The organism is Fibrobacter sp. UWH4, from assembly GCF_900142475.1.
Classification (GTDB): Bacteria; Fibrobacterota; Fibrobacteria; order Fibrobacterales; family Fibrobacteraceae; genus Fibrobacter.
The window spans coordinates 313,528-329,516 of sequence record NZ_FRAY01000004.1; the positions used below are offsets into that span (position 1 = coordinate 313,528).

General features: G+C 50.1%; 18 protein-coding genes. 9 read left to right on the plus strand and 9 right to left on the minus strand.

Annotated elements, in window-relative coordinates:
- Positions 1-19 precede the first annotated feature (19 nt).
- Entirely contained in the window at positions 20-2,491 is a 2,472-nt protein-coding gene (locus BUA93_RS09315) for a pectate lyase family protein (protein WP_072978998.1), read from the minus strand.
- 359 nt (positions 2,492-2,850) lie between these two features.
- Here BUA93_RS09315 and BUA93_RS09320 point away from each other — a divergent pair, with 359 nt between their 5' ends.
- From BUA93_RS09320 to BUA93_RS09330, 3 genes are read left to right on the plus strand one after another with little or no spacing between them, the layout of a single operon-like run.
- Positions 2,851-4,491 (plus strand): NfeD family protein, encoded by a 1,641-nt coding sequence (locus tag BUA93_RS09320; RefSeq protein ID WP_254793925.1) that lies wholly within the window; start codon positions 2,851-2,853, stop codon positions 4,489-4,491.
- Between the two features lie 30 nt (positions 4,492-4,521).
- Entirely contained in the window at positions 4,522-5,493 is a 972-nt protein-coding gene (floA, locus tag BUA93_RS09325; protein WP_072978877.1) for a flotillin-like protein FloA, read from the plus strand.
- 16 nt (positions 5,494-5,509) lie between these two features.
- Positions 5,510-6,319, plus strand: a complete 810-nt coding sequence (locus BUA93_RS09330) for a hypothetical protein (protein ID WP_072978878.1) — start codon at positions 5,510-5,512, stop codon at positions 6,317-6,319.
- Positions 6,320-6,491: 172 nt separating this feature from the next.
- Here the strand turns inward: BUA93_RS09330 and prfB are convergent.
- The 4 genes from prfB to BUA93_RS09355 form a co-directional block, all read right to left on the minus strand.
- Positions 6,492-7,596 (minus strand): peptide chain release factor 2 gene (prfB, locus tag BUA93_RS09335; protein WP_139257929.1). Its coding sequence is split into 2 segments (ribosomal slippage): positions 6,492-7,526 and positions 7,528-7,596, totalling 1,104 coding nucleotides; the frame shifts between segments, so codons are not numbered across the junction.
- A gap of 123 nt (positions 7,597-7,719) precedes the next feature.
- Entirely contained in the window at positions 7,720-8,730 is a 1,011-nt protein-coding gene (locus BUA93_RS09340) for a peptidylprolyl isomerase (protein WP_072978879.1), read from the minus strand.
- A 590-nt stretch (positions 8,731-9,320) separates the two neighbouring features.
- Entirely contained in the window at positions 9,321-9,905 is a 585-nt protein-coding gene (locus BUA93_RS09350) for an FISUMP domain-containing protein (protein WP_072978881.1), read from the minus strand.
- Positions 9,902-10,486: a hypothetical protein gene (locus tag BUA93_RS09355; RefSeq protein ID WP_072978882.1), complete on the minus strand. Its 585-nt coding sequence runs from the start codon at positions 10,484-10,486 to the stop codon at positions 9,902-9,904. Before BUA93_RS09355 ends, BUA93_RS09350 begins: the two co-directional genes overlap by 4 nt.
- A 311-nt stretch (positions 10,487-10,797) precedes the next feature.
- On the opposite strand from BUA93_RS09355, the gene BUA93_RS09360 reads away from it, so the two are divergent.
- From BUA93_RS09360 to BUA93_RS09385, 6 genes are all read left to right on the plus strand, one after another.
- Entirely contained in the window at positions 10,798-11,091 is a 294-nt protein-coding gene (locus tag BUA93_RS09360; protein WP_072979000.1) for a BrnT family toxin, read from the plus strand.
- Complete coding sequence (locus tag BUA93_RS09365; protein ID WP_072978883.1) at positions 11,088-11,321, plus strand: CopG family antitoxin; 234 nt, start codon at positions 11,088-11,090, stop codon at positions 11,319-11,321. Before BUA93_RS09360 ends, BUA93_RS09365 begins: the two co-directional genes overlap by 4 nt.
- Positions 11,322-11,589: 268 nt before the next feature.
- Complete coding sequence (locus tag BUA93_RS09370) at positions 11,590-11,904, plus strand: BrnT family toxin (protein WP_072978884.1); 315 nt, start codon at positions 11,590-11,592, stop codon at positions 11,902-11,904.
- A complete protein-coding gene (locus BUA93_RS09375; RefSeq protein WP_072978885.1) occupies positions 11,901-12,116 on the plus strand; it encodes a BrnA antitoxin family protein in 216 nt (71 codons plus the stop codon). Before BUA93_RS09370 ends, BUA93_RS09375 begins: the two co-directional genes overlap by 4 nt.
- Before the next feature lie 235 nt (positions 12,117-12,351).
- On the plus strand, positions 12,352-12,654 hold the full coding sequence (locus BUA93_RS09380) for a hypothetical protein (protein WP_072979001.1): 303 nt from the start codon (positions 12,352-12,354) through the stop codon (positions 12,652-12,654).
- Entirely contained in the window at positions 12,629-12,913 is a 285-nt protein-coding gene (locus BUA93_RS09385; protein WP_139257931.1) for a hypothetical protein, read from the plus strand. Before BUA93_RS09380 ends, BUA93_RS09385 begins: the two co-directional genes overlap by 26 nt.
- Before the next feature lie 37 nt (positions 12,914-12,950).
- Here BUA93_RS09385 and BUA93_RS09390 read toward each other — a convergent pair whose 3' ends face one another.
- The 4 genes from BUA93_RS09390 to BUA93_RS09405 all read right to left on the minus strand — a co-directional run bounded on the left by BUA93_RS09390 (position 12,951) and on the right by BUA93_RS09405 (position 15,960).
- The gene (locus BUA93_RS09390) at positions 12,951-13,472 is read right to left on the minus strand and encodes a nitroreductase family protein (RefSeq protein WP_072978887.1); all 522 of its coding nucleotides are present in this window, start codon (positions 13,470-13,472) and stop codon (positions 12,951-12,953) included.
- 211 nt (positions 13,473-13,683) lie between these two features.
- Complete coding sequence (locus BUA93_RS09395; protein ID WP_139257932.1) at positions 13,684-13,950, minus strand: hypothetical protein; 267 nt, start codon at positions 13,948-13,950, stop codon at positions 13,684-13,686.
- Between the two features lie 58 nt (positions 13,951-14,008).
- On the minus strand, positions 14,009-15,052 hold the full coding sequence (locus tag BUA93_RS09400) for a hypothetical protein (protein ID WP_072978889.1): 1,044 nt from the start codon (positions 15,050-15,052) through the stop codon (positions 14,009-14,011).
- 26 nt (positions 15,053-15,078) lie between these two features.
- Entirely contained in the window at positions 15,079-15,960 is an 882-nt protein-coding gene (locus BUA93_RS09405) for an EamA family transporter (RefSeq protein WP_072978890.1), read from the minus strand.
- Positions 15,961-15,989: the final 29 nt, after the last annotated feature.

Below are 15,989 nucleotides of genomic sequence, written 5' to 3' on the forward strand. Positions count from 1 at the left end.
AACAGAACGATGTCAAATTCTATCGTTTCACAATCTTTTGCTGGTAGGCCTTGCCGCCCGCCACCAAGCGTACCAGGTAAACGCCCGGCTTAAGGTTACTCAGGTCCACACTAGACTGCGACACCACTTCGGTCGAGAGTTTCACGACATTTCCATTGACCGCGAAAATATCCAAACGGCGGACATTTTCGGCGAAAATTTCGAGGAGGGCGTCGCTTGCAACATAGCGCATCGGAACAGCACCGTATTCCACCGACACCAAAGCGGTCGTTCCGCCTTCTTCGCTGGAGCTACTCGTTTCATCGGTCGTGCTGCTGGAGCTTGTGACAGAGCTGCTGGACGGAGCCGAAGCTTCATCAACATCCACCACGATCAAGAAGAGGTTTGCGACATCGCCCTTGGCGATCTTGTGCGTACCCGCAGCAAGTTCCACCGTCACGACACCTGCAGATGCGGCTACCTTGTTGCCGTCTACCTTGACATTCTTCGCAAAGTCGCTGTCGAACACGAGCGTCACCGTTGCCTTTTTAGACAAAGTAAATTCAATTAAAGTAGACGATTCCATCTTGAGGCAACGGGTCAGCGTCAAGCCGTCGAACGCCACCGCGCCCTTGCTTGTCGAAAGGCTTCCGACAAAATCAAAGTAGTCGCTCGAAGTCGCATCTTCGGTAAAGTTATGGACAACGTCCTTGTCAATTGGAGTCGTAGAAACCTCTTCACCAACCGGATCTTCATTTACCCCCACAGAGCTGCTGGACTTAGGGGTCTGCGAGCTGCTCGAGGACTTCGGAGTCGAAGAACTGGAACTTGTAACCGAACTACTCGAAGTCGGCGTCACTACAGGCAGATTGCCTTCGCCCTGAATGGACTTCACCATTCCCTTGTACGCAACAAGAGCGTTCTTGAGCGACTGATTGACAGCATAGGCGGCATCATCTACGGAGTTGTCGAAGGTCCACTTGAAATCGCCACCGTTCACGCGGCCCGCGTACTTCATCACATTCGCCTTGGCCGCGGCGGGTTCATCGGCGGTGTACTTGTACATCACCGAGCTGTTCAGGTCGAAATTGTTGTAGGTATTACCACCCGAAAGCGACTTCACCGATGCGGGCATTTCCTGGTTGCGGCTCGTAATCACATAGGCGTCAAAATCCGTCTTACTGTCGATAGAGCCGATGGATGCTTCGGCCCCCTTGAGCATATACTTGCTCGTGCCATACGCAATAAAGGTTCCGCCTTCCATGTAGTTGTTGAAGGCCTTGATGGAACCGCCCGCCTCTTTACTGAATGTGGCGTTGTCGTTGGACTTGCTAGTCGTACCGGCGTAAAGGTCACTCCCCTGCATCGAGGTGAGCATCGGGAACTTGCAGTTGCGGAAATAGTTTCCTTCGGCAAACACCGACGAACCGAGCGTCGAGCCGATACCGTACTTCGCGTTACCATCGTAGTAGTTGTTGTACACATGAGCGCTGTAATAGCGCACGCGCGGATGGCGGCTATCGGAATGGTCGTACCAGTTATGGTGATAAGTAATGTAGTAGCCATCGGTGGAACCTTCGGAAAGACCCAACAGGTTCGACTTGCCGTTGTCCCAGAAGTGGTTGTAGCTGAAGGTGATGTAGGTGGATTTCTTGCAGTCCAGCGCACCGTCGCCCTTCGCCTGGTCGGCATCGGAGCCCGCATCACCGTAGAAGAAATCGTTGTTGTGCACCCAGACATACTGGTCGTTCTGCTGCAGGCCGATATTGTCGCCTTCGTTGCTGTTCACGTTCATGATACCCAGGTTGCGGATTTCCACATTCTGCGCATTCTTGACGCGGATGCCCCAACCGTTCGCCACGGCATCTTCACCGACACCTTCCACAGTCACATAGGTGTTTTCGGAGCTACCGAGGTCAATCATCATGTCACCCCGTAACAGCGAATCGGAATCCGTCACGTTGCCGATAAAGCGCAAGTCCAGGGGCGTTGTCTCAAAACCTTTCTTGTAGCAGTTCAAAATGCCCTGAAAACTTTTACAAGTCGTCTTCGAGCCCTTGGCGTTTGTCGTCACGTCCATCGTCACCGTGTTCTTGGTGTTCTCGGAGATGTAGAGAATAGCAGCACCGCTCTTGAGCGTACCGTCGGCATTGTAGGCGCCGGGAACGCGCCCATTACTGAACGCAAAACCCGTGCGGTCGTGGGCCAGCACCGTCACCGTCTTAGTGGCGGCCGTACCTTCGGCACCGTTCACCACCGGAGCAATCTTCAAGGTATGCGAGCCCGCCTTGAGTCCGAGCACATCGGCACGCATATAGCTACCGTAGCTACGAATCAGCTGATTGTCGATCTTGTTGCCGTCGCAATAGACATTGTAGCTGGCCGCTCCCGAAACCGGGGCCCATTCCGCGTATGCGGATTCCAACCAGCCTTCGGCCTTGTTCACCGTTACCTGGGCATACGCCCCGGCAAAACCGAGCAGCGCTACACCAATCGCCACCCTAGAGGTCATTTTTGAGCATTTCGAAGCCATATTCGTCCATCCCTTTTTTAAATGTTCTCAAATTTATTCTCAAAATATACACTCAAAATCAAACAAAAGCAATATTAAAATCCATATTTATTTCATATTTTTAAAGATTTTACATTACAAAATGTTCTCAAAATTACACAAAAAGTACAATAATTAAGAAAAAATTCGTCTGCGGCATACATCGTAAGTAATGGATCCCCTCCCGTTGGTCGAGGATGACTTAAGGGGATTGGTCGAGGATGACTTAAAGGGGTTGGTTGAGGAGGATTTAAGGAACAAAATTGTCTTTTTTTGTGATAATCTGCTTTTTGGGCATAAAATCTTCATATATTGAGGGTATGAAGTTGTTTGTGCGTATTATTTCTACTCTTTTGATGCTTGCGGCATTCTGTTTTGCCGACACAGCACAGGATTCCACTTCCATCAAGAAGGCCGTTACCGGCGATTCCGCCGTTGCGACGGTCGACACCGGCAAGCTTGCAGTCGATTCCAGCGCCCTGGATTCTATCGGTCGCGAAGCCTCGGCAACTGAAGCCGCCATCCAGAAACAGGCCAAGAAGCATGCCGTCTGGATTAAGCTGGAAGGCGACGTAGAACCGTCGATGTACGAATTCTGCGCCCGCGCCATCGACGATGCACTTCAGGAAAACCCGGACTACATCGTCTTTGAAATCAACACCTTCGGCGGTCGCCTCGACGCCGCCTTCGACCTGGTGGACACCATCATGGCCGTCAAGGGTCCGACTACCATCGCCCTCGTGAAAAAGAAAGCCATTAGCGCGGGTAGCCTCATCGCGCTCGCCTGTAAAAAGCTCTACATGCTCGAGGCCACCACCATCGGCGACTGCGCGCCCATCGTGCAGGGCGGCGACGGCACCCCGCAAATCGTCGGCGAAAAAATCCAGTCCCCGCTCCGCGCCAAATTCAGGAACCTTGCCCAACGCAACGGCTACCCGGAGCTCCTGAGTTCCGCCTTCGTGACGCCGGAACTTGAAATTCTTGAACTCACCGCCACGCTCGATAAGGGCAAGAAATCGCAACGCGACACGGTACTCATTATCGAAGGAGAAAAATACGCCGTCCTCGACAGCGCCGCCAAAGCCTTCTGGGGCGCCCCCAAAATCCTTGTGAAAGAAGGCGAGCTCCTGACCATGACCGACAAGGAAGCCGAAGAACTCGGATTCTCGCAGGGCACCTTCAAAAACCGAGACGAATTTGAAACCAAGCTCGCCATCGAAAGCAGGAGCGAAGTGGAAACCACCCTCGGCGAAGACATCGCCTCGGCCATCGCGGCGATTTCGGGCATTCTCCTGATACTCGGATTCGGCGCACTCTACATCGAATTCAAGACACCGGGATTCGGCCTATTCGGAATTCTCGGCATCATCCTCATCGGCATTGTATTCCTCGGACAGTTCGCCCCGCAGCTTGACGGCTACATTCCGGCAATTCTGCTGGTAGCCGGCGTGGTGCTGTTCCTGGTCGAAATCTTCGTGATGCCGGGAACATTCCTATTCGGCATCGGCGGTATCGTGTGCATGATCTTGGCACTCGCACTTTCGTTCGAACCCTCGGAAATGCCCGAATACGTCCCCGAAACCATCGAGACGACTTTCGATGCCACCCCCTGGCTGCTCGGGCTACTCTACATGCTCTGTTGCGCGGGCGTCGCACTCGTATTCCCGATTGCAGCTAGCAAGTACCTGATTCCGCTTCTGCCCGAAGGCTGGACGCCCATGCTCAAGACCGATTTGGAAACCGCCGCCTCGCCTACCGAGGCCGTGCAAGAAGTCGCCGTCGGTGACAAAGGACTCGCCAAGACATTCCTGCGCCCCGTTGGCCAAGCACTCATCAACGGCAAGTTGTTTGACGTGCAAACCCACGGCGAAATCATCGAAGCAAGCACCCGCATTGAAGTGACCGCCGTACAAGAAGGCCATATCTGGGTGACCGTCGCTAAATCCGAAATGGATGGTTAATTTTTAAAACAAAAAACCGGAGAAAACTAAATGGATACACTCCTTATCGTTGGAATCATCGTCGCGGCCATTGCCGTTATCGTTTTACTCGCCTTTATCGGCAAGTTCTTCAGCCTGTGGCTGCAGGCCTTGTTCTCCAAGGCAAACGTGAGCATTTTCCAGCTTATCGGTATGCGTCTGCGTAAGGTGCCGCCGCAGGTGATCGTGGAAGCTCGAATCCTCAGCTGCAAGGCAGGCCTCCCGGTCGACACGAACCTGCTCGAAGCCCACTACCTTAGCCGCGGTAACGTGCTCCGCGTGATTCAGGCCTTGATTGCCGCCAACAAGGCAAACATCAGGCTGGACTTCAAAGAAGCCGCCGCTATCGACCTTGCCGGCCGTAACGTGCTCGAAGCCGTGCAGATGTCCGTGAACCCGAAGGTGATTGAAACGCCGAAGGTTTCCGCCGTGGCTCTCGACGGTATTCAGCTGCATGCCGTGACCCGTATTACCGTGCGTGCCAGCATCCAGAAGCTGGTGGGTGGCGCTGGCGAAGACACCGTGGTCGCCCGCGTGGGCGAAGGCATCGTGAGTTCCATCGGTTCCGCAAAGAGCCACAAGGATGTGCTCGAGAATCCGAACATGATTTCCAAGAAGGTGCTCGCTTCGGGTCTTGACGCCGGTACCGCCTTCGAAATTCTTTCGATCGACATCGCCGACGTGGATGTGGGCCAGAACATTGGCGCTATCCTCGAAACCGACCGTGCCGAAGCCGACAAGAAGATTGCTCAGGCCAAGGCAGAAGAACGCCGCGCCATGGCATACGCCGCCGAACAGGAAATGAAGGCAAAGGTCATGGAAATGAAGGCGAAGCTCGTCGAAGCCGAAGCCCAGATTCCGATGGCAATGGCATCGGCCCTTCGTGACGGCAAGCTCGGCGTGATGGACTACTACAACCTCAAGAACATCGAAGCCGACACGCAGATGCGTAAAGAAATCGGCAGCGCTCCCGAGGCCAAGTAACCGACTGTAGGGCATTATGGAAACCCTAATCTTCATTGCAATCGCAGTCGTCATCACGATTATCCAGAAGAAGCTGGAAAAGGCGAAGGAGCAACAGAACCAGTTGCCCCGTCACCAAGAACAGCATCGCGAAAATGGAGAAGCCGATGACGATACGCAGGAGGCCGAACACCAGCCCCCGCGTTCGTTGCAGGATCTGATTCGACAGTTCGAAAACGCCCAGAGGCAGGCGACTCAAGGGAACATTGAGCCGCCGACTCCGCCTGTGCATCGCAAACACCCGGAACAGCTGACACTCCGCGACATTGCCGAAGTCGTTATCGAAGTGGATTTTATCGACCTGGAATTCCTGATGGAAGAATTCGACGTTGACGAAAACACCGCCGCCGAAATGCTGATGGACCTGCAGGCGCACCGCATCGTGGGCCACGACATGGGCGAAGGCGAATGCGACGTTATGGTGCACGACCTCGAAGAACTCGACAACTTGCTCAGCCACGAAAAACGCGCCGAGCAAGAAAGAAAAGAAGCCCTTCGACAGGCTGACGAGCGTGAAACCGACGAAGAAGATAGCGCCCGTCAGCGCGAATTGGAACGCCAACGGGAACTCAACGCCCTCGAAGACCGCGCCAGGTCCGCACGCGAATCGGCTGCCGCCATTACAGAAATGGGCGCTTCGGCTGAAGCGAGCGCAGAACCTGCCGCAGCACCCAAACGCACCCTTGTTTCGACAAGGAACCTTGCCGACGTGAGAAAAGGATTCATCTGGGCGAAAGTCCTGGACGAGCCGCGCTTCAAGCGCCGCTGGAGTACGCAGTACCGCTAGGCAACCGACATTACCTTAGACAAAAAGTCCGCTCCTTCGAGCGGACTTTTCTATTAACTATATCTAGCAGAGAACAGCCCCCGCCTCGCGACCCCTCGGCAGACTTTTCTAATTGTAACTAGAGATCCTTCGACTACGGGCTCAGCCCTCCGCTCAGGATGACACATTCGTGTCACTTCTGCCCTTCGCTGGTGCTGAGCAGGTACGCGTTGATGAACGGCTTGATTTTACCGTCGAGCACGCCCGCGGTATCAGAGGTTTCGACGCCGGTGCGCAAGTCCTTCACGAGCTGATAGGGCTGCAACACGTAGCTACGAATCTGGCTACCCCATTCGACCTTTTTCTTTTCGGCCATACGGGCATCGCGCTTGGCTTCTTCTTCCAGGCGGTAATGTTCAGCAACCATGGTCTTGAGCATCTTGTAGCAGGTTTCGCGGTTCTGAATCTGGCTGCGTTCGGTCTGGCAGCTCGCCATAATGCCCGTGGGCAAGTGCGTCATACGCACGGCAGAGTCCGTCTTGTTGATGTACTGGCCACCGGCACCGCTACTGCGGTAGGTATCCACGCGAACGTCGGCCATATCCAAATCGAATTCCACGTCTTCGTGTTCGGGGTACAGGTACACGGCGGTAAAGCTCGTGTGGCGGCGGGCGTTCGCGTCAAAGGGGCTGATGCGCACCAGACGGTGCACGCCGATTTCCGAGCGAAGCAGGCCGTAAGCGTTTTCGCAAGTGACCTCGATGGTTGCGCTCTTGAGGCCGGCATCTTCCGCTTCCTGGAAGTCGACCACCTTGAAGTCCATGTTTTCGCGTTCGAAGAAATGCGTGTACATGCGGAAGAGCATCAGCGCCCAGTCCTGCGACTCGGTGCCGCCTGCACCCGGATGAATCGACATCAGGCAGCTGCAGGCATCATCGGGGCCGTTCAGCATCTTCTTGAATTCCATCGCCTCGATTTTCGACTTGAGTTCAGCGATATCGGAATCAATCGATGCGGTCAGGTCGGCGGATTCTTCCGCCTTGCTCATTTCGTAAAGTTCGGCCAAGTCGTCGCATGTCTGCGAGACTTCTTTCCACGAGTCCAGCAGGGCGCGCAGATTGCCGATTTTTTTCATCATGGACTGCGCCTTGTCCTGGTCATTCCACAGATTCGGGTCGGCGGAGTCCTTTTCCAAAACGTAAAGTTCTTCGGTCTTTGCCTCTAAGTCAAAGATACCCCCAGAGCTTGTCGATGCGCGTACGCAAGTCGATCAGCCCGGTATGCGTAGTATTAAACATAAGTAGTAACTCGAAGAAATTATGAATTCAGAATTCGGATTTCAGAGTTGCAACATCAAGCATGTCAATAAAACACGACAACATTTAATTCTGAATTCCGAAATCAGAACTCTGAACTATATATTACTTAGCAGCTCCGATAGCCTGCGGCGGAGTGTACTTGGCATCGAGGTACTGCACCTTGTAGACCTTTCCGAGGCCATCGAGGTAAGCCTTGAGCTGAGCCTGGCGGTCCTGTTCAGCCTGCACACGCAGGATGTAGTCGATCTGGTGCTTGTAGCTTTCGTACTTGCCGTCGTTGCGTTCGGTCAGCATGAAGATGGCGATGCCGTCCTTGTCGGTATACGGTTCGGTCATTTCGCCCACCTTGATCTTGTTCACGGCCTTCACGAAGGCATCACCCTTGGTCTTGGCGACAAACTTGGTCATCACGCCACCGGTCTTCTTGGCAGTCTGGTCGTCGCTGTACATGGCGGCGAGCTGGGCAAACGTAGCCTTCTTGCTGCGCACCTGGGCGGCGAGGCCCTTCAGCATGTCCTTGGCATCTTCGATTTCCTGCTTGGACTTGCCCTTGGTAGAAATCACGATGCGGGCACCGCTAATGGAATCGTTGACCTGGACCTTACCCTTGTTGAGTTCCCAGAAAGCTTCCTTCTGCTTTTCGGTCGGATCCTTCGGATACGGAACCTTCTTTTCGAGGATTGCTTCGCTCTTCAGCTGGTCTTCAATCTTTTCACGGAACTGGGCCATGGTGGTATTCGACTTCTTGAGTTCCTTCTGGAAGGCGTCTTCGCTCGGGAATTGGGCCTTGAAGAGTGCGGTCAAGCTGTCGACCTTGCCCTTGTTCACCTTGATCCCCATCTTCTTGGCTTCGAGCTTGATGAGTTCCTGACCTACCAGGTTGTCAATCACGGCATAACGGAGCTGCGTCATGGTCTTGTCATCAATCTTCTTGCCGCGGAACTGCTGTTCGCCGAGCATCTTGGCAAGGCTATCAATCTTACCTGCAGAAATACCGGTCTTTTCGACACGGATCACGTCCAGGCTCTTGGAGTTCAACAACTGAGCAGAAGCGATACCGGCGGCCAGAGCGACCGTCAGAATACCGCGAGAAACAAATTTAAAAGAACGCATTTTTATTCCTTTTTAAAATTTTCCGCCGTAAATATAGAAAAAGTGTGCGAGGTGAGCCCAGCATGGGCAAACTTGTTTGCCCATATTGCCGAACCGAAGCCACGGACGCCATAGGCGTCAAAAGGCGAGTGCCGCGACAAAAACATTATGTTTTTGGCATAGCCGAGCCATACTATATGCACTCCGAAGGAGTGCCATATAGTAAAAAAGACACTTTTAAACCCAAAGGGGGGGGGGGGGAAGAATCCCCCTGCTTGCAGCCCCGGCATACGTCATTGCGAGGAGCAAAGCGACGAAGCAATCCATAGCCGGGTCTTCCAGCACCCCCTCTGCGGGCGCTCGCCGCCCCGCAACGCCCCGGCTCAGCCTGCTCCGCACGCGGACACATTACGGCCTTCGGCCTTTACTGCCCGCTTAGCGGCCAGGCATTCGCCGCCGCGTTCTTCTTTGACATAATAACTCCCAAAAGGCTTTTGACGCCTACGGCGTCTGCGGCGTCGTTCGGTCATGCCAAAACGCAAGCGTTTTGTCGCGACGCTCACTTAGCACGCTTTTCCCCAAAGCCTTTTTTTTATTTTTTAGAAATCGAATTATTCCACGTATAAAGAAGTATAATTCTTTACACAACGGACGGACAAGCCATAAACTTTTCGAAAAGAAATATAGTCCCACGAACTTTTTTCGAACGAAGCTACCCTAGCCCCATGATAAGCAGTTTCCTTTGGTAACCAAAATTGAGCATATTTTCCGATGTTATCAAATCTGCAACCGTCATCATCATACCCCCCCCCACCAAACAAAGCAGAGAAACCATTACTATTACTTCCATTCGAAGCTTTAGACGTTGCCCTATATGCAGATTCTTCGCCACCAATCATGGCTCGCCATTCTGTTTCGTTCATCACATGCCAGCCATCTGGGCACACACCTTGGATTTGAAGTTTATTCCAGTCAGAATCATAAACGATTCCCTTTGCAATAGAATCAGGGCAATTCGGCGTCGTTCCAGTCCACACACTATCACACGCCCTAGGGAGTCCAAATGTTTCGCTCCAAGAGTACAGCCCGCCAAAATAATGTTCGCAATACCAGGAATCATCGTCATAGCAGAACTTTTCGACCTTACTATCGTCAAAAGTAGTGGTTCCAAGTGTCACCTGGGTTCCATAATTCAAATTTTGAGCAAAAACTTCAAACTGTTCATACTTTTTTTTATAACGATGGTTCTATATTCCTGCCCATCACGCGGATCCTCGAATGTACCATACGATTTCTCTTCGTTAAAGACACTGTCTACTTTGAATTTATCCTTGTACGGATAAGTCTTTGCACTAGAAGAACTACTACTAGAAGGCGGAATGTAAGGGACAAGAAAACCTTCTTCACATACATACTTTTCATCGTCAATTTCCCAAATACCAGATCCACCTTCACAAGGTATATGCCAATCAACAATAGAAAAAGAACTACTAGACTTCACCACCGAGGAGCTACTATTCTTGCCACTTACAGAACTAGAGGACCTCGAACTGCCACCGGAAGATGTTCCTTTGTCCGTAACGGAACTCGAGGAGAAGACTTCATCATCATCGCTACTGCTCGAAACTTCCGCAATCGGATCAGGGTCGGCACTGCTGGAGCCGCTGTCGCACGCAGTAAATACAACAAAGACAAGAGCCATGGCAAGAAGTATGGATTCCCTACGCTTCGCTTCGAGAATGACAGGCCAAGAATGACGCAATGAAAAAATCTTCACAGAAGACCTCCAAATAAGCCCCACCAATTTTTTGCGAAATATAACAAACTCAACGAAAATGGCTGTTCGTTTTAAACCGCAAACATATTTTTACACCAAAATTTGCCCACAAACGCCCTAAACTAGCGTGTATATATATGAATAGGGGTAGTCTCTATTCGCCCAACGGAGGTTCATCCGTTAAAACCGTTATATACACACGAATCAATTGGAAAATTAAAAAAGTCCTTAAGCAACTCAATATTGTTCAAAAGGAAATATTTGCTATTGACAAGGAATTCGCTTGTATATATATTATATATATCACATATATGATTTTCGAATGGGACGAAAACAAAGCCAAAACAAATTTTATCAAACACAAGGTGACTTTTGAAGAGGCTCAAACAGTTTTCTATGACGAAAATGCTCTTTTGCTTGCGGATGAAAAACATTCTGATGAAGAAGAACGTTTTATTCTAATGGGAATATCTTCGATGATGAATACGCTTTTGGTGTGTTTTTGCGAACGAGGTTCAGAAGAAAACGAAATCATCCGAATCATTTCATCTCGAAAAGCAAACAAAAAGGAAACAGAACAATACTGGAAAAGGAGGTTGCCATGAAGAAGAACTACGATTTCAGCAATGCAGTCAAAAACCCGTATGCAAAAAAATTGAAGAAGACGATTTGTATAAACATCAGTGAATCGGTTCTCGCTTATTTCAAGGAACTGGCGGAAAAAACAAACATTCCATACCAGACATTAATCAATATGTTCCTTGAACAAGCAAAGGCTGATAAAATGGAACCTAAATTTGTTTCGAAGCCCACTCGCAAAAAACAAGTGGCTTAATAATTTTAAAGGCGGTATTTGACCGCCTTTTTTGGAATGACTGCTACGACGTCCGCTTCTTCGTCGCCGTTTGGAACTCATTCAGCAAACATATTTTTACACCAAAATTTGCCCACAAACGCCCCAAATTAGCGTGTATATATATGGATAGGGACAGTCTCTATTCGCCCGCGGGGGCGTTCCCGAAGAAAAAATAGAACATGAACATATATTCTGTTGCATTTTGTAAAAAATGTAATTATATTATAATTATACCGCGAGGTTCTGCATGGAAGTAGAATTCGAGTGGGACGAACATAAGAATGCGCTAAACCAAAAGAAACACGGAATTTCATTCGAAGAAGCCAAATCGTGCTTTGAAGATGAACACGCTAGAGTTTTCTTTGATGTAGAACATTCAAAAAACGAGGATAGGTCTATTCTGATTGGATTGTCAGAAAAACTTAGGACTCTTATTGTGGTTTATACGGAACGAAACCTTCTTGATGCCGAGATTATAGTCAATCGAATCATCAGCGCTCGCAAGGCAACGAAAAAAGAATTCCAATACTATTGGAATGAACGAAAAGGAGACGGATTATGAGAAAGGAGTATGATTTTGCGAGCATGAAGGCGGTTAAAAATCCCTATGCAGCCGCATTGAAAAAACAGATAACGATTCGTCTGAATTCAAGTACCATTGAATATTTCAAGAATATGGCGAAAGAAGTCGGCATTCCTTACCAGACGCTCATCGACTCATATCTGACAGATTGCGCCCAATGCAAGCGCAAACTGACCATGCATTGGAAATAAAATGAGGCGGTCATTGACCGCCTTTTTTGGAATGACTGCCACGACGTCCGCTTCTTCGTCGCCGTTTGGAACTCATTCAGCAAACATCTTTTTACATCGAAAATGGCATTCAAACGCCAGAAAAAAGCGTGTATATATATGAATAGAGACAGTCTCTATTCGCCCGCGACAGGCTTTTTCGCCAAAAAATTATGCATATATCGCAATTGAGGTTATTGACTTTAGAATGATATATATGTATATTATAGATACAAATGTAAGGTTTGACGAGGAAAAGGCTCTAAGAGTTTTGCAAAAACATGGTGTCAACATGGAAGATGTTCGCCAAGAGATTATTGCGAAACGATTCGATGTTCAAGAAGTCGCAAACCAAGAAGGACATCCAGGACAGAAAATGTTCGTGGTGTTGGTGAACGGATACGCACATTGCGTTCCATTTGTTGTTGAACAGGATGGAACAATCTTTCTTAAAACGGCTTTTCCAAGCAGAGTTTATCAGCGGAGGTATGAAAATGGAAATCTCAGATTCAAAGTATGAACCGTTAGACGACGAAGAACGTTCGCTGATGGAAGCTATTGAGCGCGGCGACACAAAGCCAGTCCCGAAAGAAGAACTGGAAGCAATCAAAGCCTCGATCAAGGGCACTGCGCACAACATCACGATTCGTATGAACGACGACGACATCGAGGGCATGAAGGCAAAAGCTTCTCGCCTTGGAATAAACTATCAAACTTTAATAAAAACGCTTGTACTCCGCTACCTGACAGGCGGAATTACAATCAACGAAACATTCTAATTCATACAAAAGGCGGTCATTTGACCGCCTTTGTTTTTTACAGTTCTGTTGCGAATTCGCTCATGGGCTTGCGCACGGGGTGGCGCGGCGAAGGGCCGCCTTCGGCGGGGTCGGCGTAGCCCACATCCAAGAAGCAGGCAAGCTTCAGGTTTGCCGGGAAGTCGAAGGCGCGTTCGATTTCAGAGGCGTTGAAGCCACGGGCCCACAAGGTCGCAAGACCTAAGTCGGTGGCCTGCATCATCATCGAGGTCGTCACGATGCTTGAATCCATGTCGCCACTCACAAAATCGTCGTGGTAAGTCACGGGAGAATAGCACTTGTCCTTGTCGTAGCAGACCATGAGCACCACGGGGGCGTTGTAGGCCATGCGGGTAATACCGCGGAGCTTGGCAATGGCTGTCTCGGACTTGAGTACCTTCACCGTCACCGGCTGGCCATTCACGGCTGTCGGAGAAAGGCGCCCCGCTTCAAGCACGAGGGAGAGTTTTTCGGGTTCCACAGCCTTGTCGCTGAATTTGCGGCAGCTGTAACGTTCTTTTGCAAGTGTAATAAAATCCATAATAGACCGTGGTTAGTGATTAGTGGTTAGTCGATAGTCATTTTGAAAGGAGCCTTAGGCGACTGACGACGGACAGCACTTGGTTACCAGGAACCTTAGTGCGCATGATCCCCGAATGGGGAGAATCCAGATAGGCATTCTAAAATAGATTCCCTCCCTTCGGTCGAGAATGACATCAGTAAAAAATGTCGTAGATGATGTTGACTTAAGCTTATAAAACATACAACGCAAGGACAACGATTAGCGCAATAAACGGGATTGCAAAAATCAAGAGGAAACGCAAGCAATAGAGCGCGACCTTCAAGTTCCAGAAGAACAGGCGCCAGCGGCCCCGCTTTGTCGAGGCAATTTCCGCCTGACAATCGGGACAAATGTTGCCGACCTTATTACGGTAACGAATGGCAAGATTACTCTGCATCGGTGACATTCCGACCTTGTCGTTAAATTCCTTGTTGCAAACGGAGCATGTGCACTGCATAATTCTAATGTAGTAAAAAAATTTAGCGATACCGTTCAAGATTAGATTGCCGCGTCGCTCACATACCTTTAAACAGGGTCGTTACGGTCAGCGAATCATGATGGCCTAAGCTTCCGAGATAATTGTACCGTAACACCCAAGTGATAACGGTATCTTTTTTGAGCGGCGATTCCAGCCTATTTTCGAGAAAGAACGGCTCCCTTTCATAAGCAGTCGGGTAACTGCCCAAAAGAGACGCCACAACGGCTGTTGTACACACGGTCTTGTCCCCTTGTTTTGTACAAAGGCTCCGGTGGCCTTTTTCCGCCCATTCAGGCAAGCCTTCTACCGTAATAAAGTATCCCGTAAACAAGGAATCCATTCCAAAAATCGGTTTTCGGGTATCCAGCGTATCGAGCGCCTTGCGGAATGCAGAAGTATCGAAAGGGGGCGCATTGACAGCCGGAAGATAGTCCGTCCAGGCATCACGACCATAATTCAGGAAGGTCGTATCGTAAACGTCCTTATAGAGTGTCGGCAAATACATCGTATCGCGATAAACCCGGTCGTGCACACACTTGTAACCGGAACGATTACACAACATGGAACCCATCACATGCCCTTCAGGAACATAAACAATCGGTGGATTCGGGTACGCCACCACTCGTGATTGAGAGAGTTCAGTTGAATACATGACGCCATAACAACCTATGCCTGTTTGGCAACTAAATGTTTTTTGCAAGGAATCCAGTTCACAATAAACAGGAGGATGGCCACAACGATAAGACGCCCCAGGACGTTCATCAACGCGAATTCCCACAAGCGTATCGTAGTCCTCGGTATACCGGTCAAAATACTTGAAGCCGATATAGTCATGTTTTGTAACCACCGTATCTTCATAAACGGTATCGCCATAGACAATCACCGTATCGCGAATAAAGACCGTATCGCAACGGACCTGCAAAGAGTCCCACTCTTCCTCTGGCAAAATCTGATTTTTCCCGGCACTGCACCTGCCATCGGGATCGTACCCCTCCAGAGACGGATTCAAGGTTCCACTATCGCACGAGGTCAGCGAAACAGAGACAACCAACATCAAAAAAATCAAGAACAAACGAAGCATATCGGTAATTATAGTAAACTAACGGTTTATTTCTTTACGGCAATCAAAATGGTGGAACAAAGGATCAAGATGATGCCCGCCATAATGCGCGTCGTCAGAGTTTCGGCAAACACAGTCACGCCAATCGTCACGGCGGTCACAGGCTCCAGAGCGCCCAATATCGCCGTCGGCGTAGAACCCACGATACGCACCGCCTTCACCATGAAAATGAGCGAGAGCACCGTCGGCACAAGGCCGAGCATAAAGCCCCAGCCCCACGAACTTGCCTGCGTAAACACTGGCGGGAGGCCCGAACCGAGCGTCACCGAGTAAAGCAACAAAAAGAACATGCAAAAGCAGATGGCGTAAAAAGTCATCTTGACCGAACCCATCTGCAAGTTGACGCGATTTACCATCACTATGTAAATGGCGTAACTGATGGACGACAGGAACACGAGCAGGCACCCCACCGTACTGAGCGTTGCGCCATCTCCCCCGCGGTACAAGAGGGCTATGCCCACCATAGAAACCGCAATAGAAACAACCGTCCAAACCTTGATTTTTTCCTTGAAGAAAACCGCCATGAGCACCGAGACTTCGAGCGGATAAAGGAACAAGAGCGTCGAGGCAAGGCCTGCGTCCATGTACTTGAACGAGGCGTAATACGTGAGTGAACTCGCGGCAAACAAGAAGCCGAACGCCACAAGCGCACGGAACTCGCGAAACGAAATTTTAAAGTGCGAGCCCTTGGAAAGCATGACGACCATCAGCAACAATGCCGCCGTAAAGAATCGGTAAAAAAGCACCGTCTCGGGCGAATAGTTCTGTGCATACAAGTGGAGCGCACCCAGCGGATTCGTGCCATAGCAAATAGCCGAAAGGGCTGCAAAAATAAAACCCTTGAGAGAGGCAATCACACGATCAACCATATTCAATACCGATAAAATAGAAATAACAT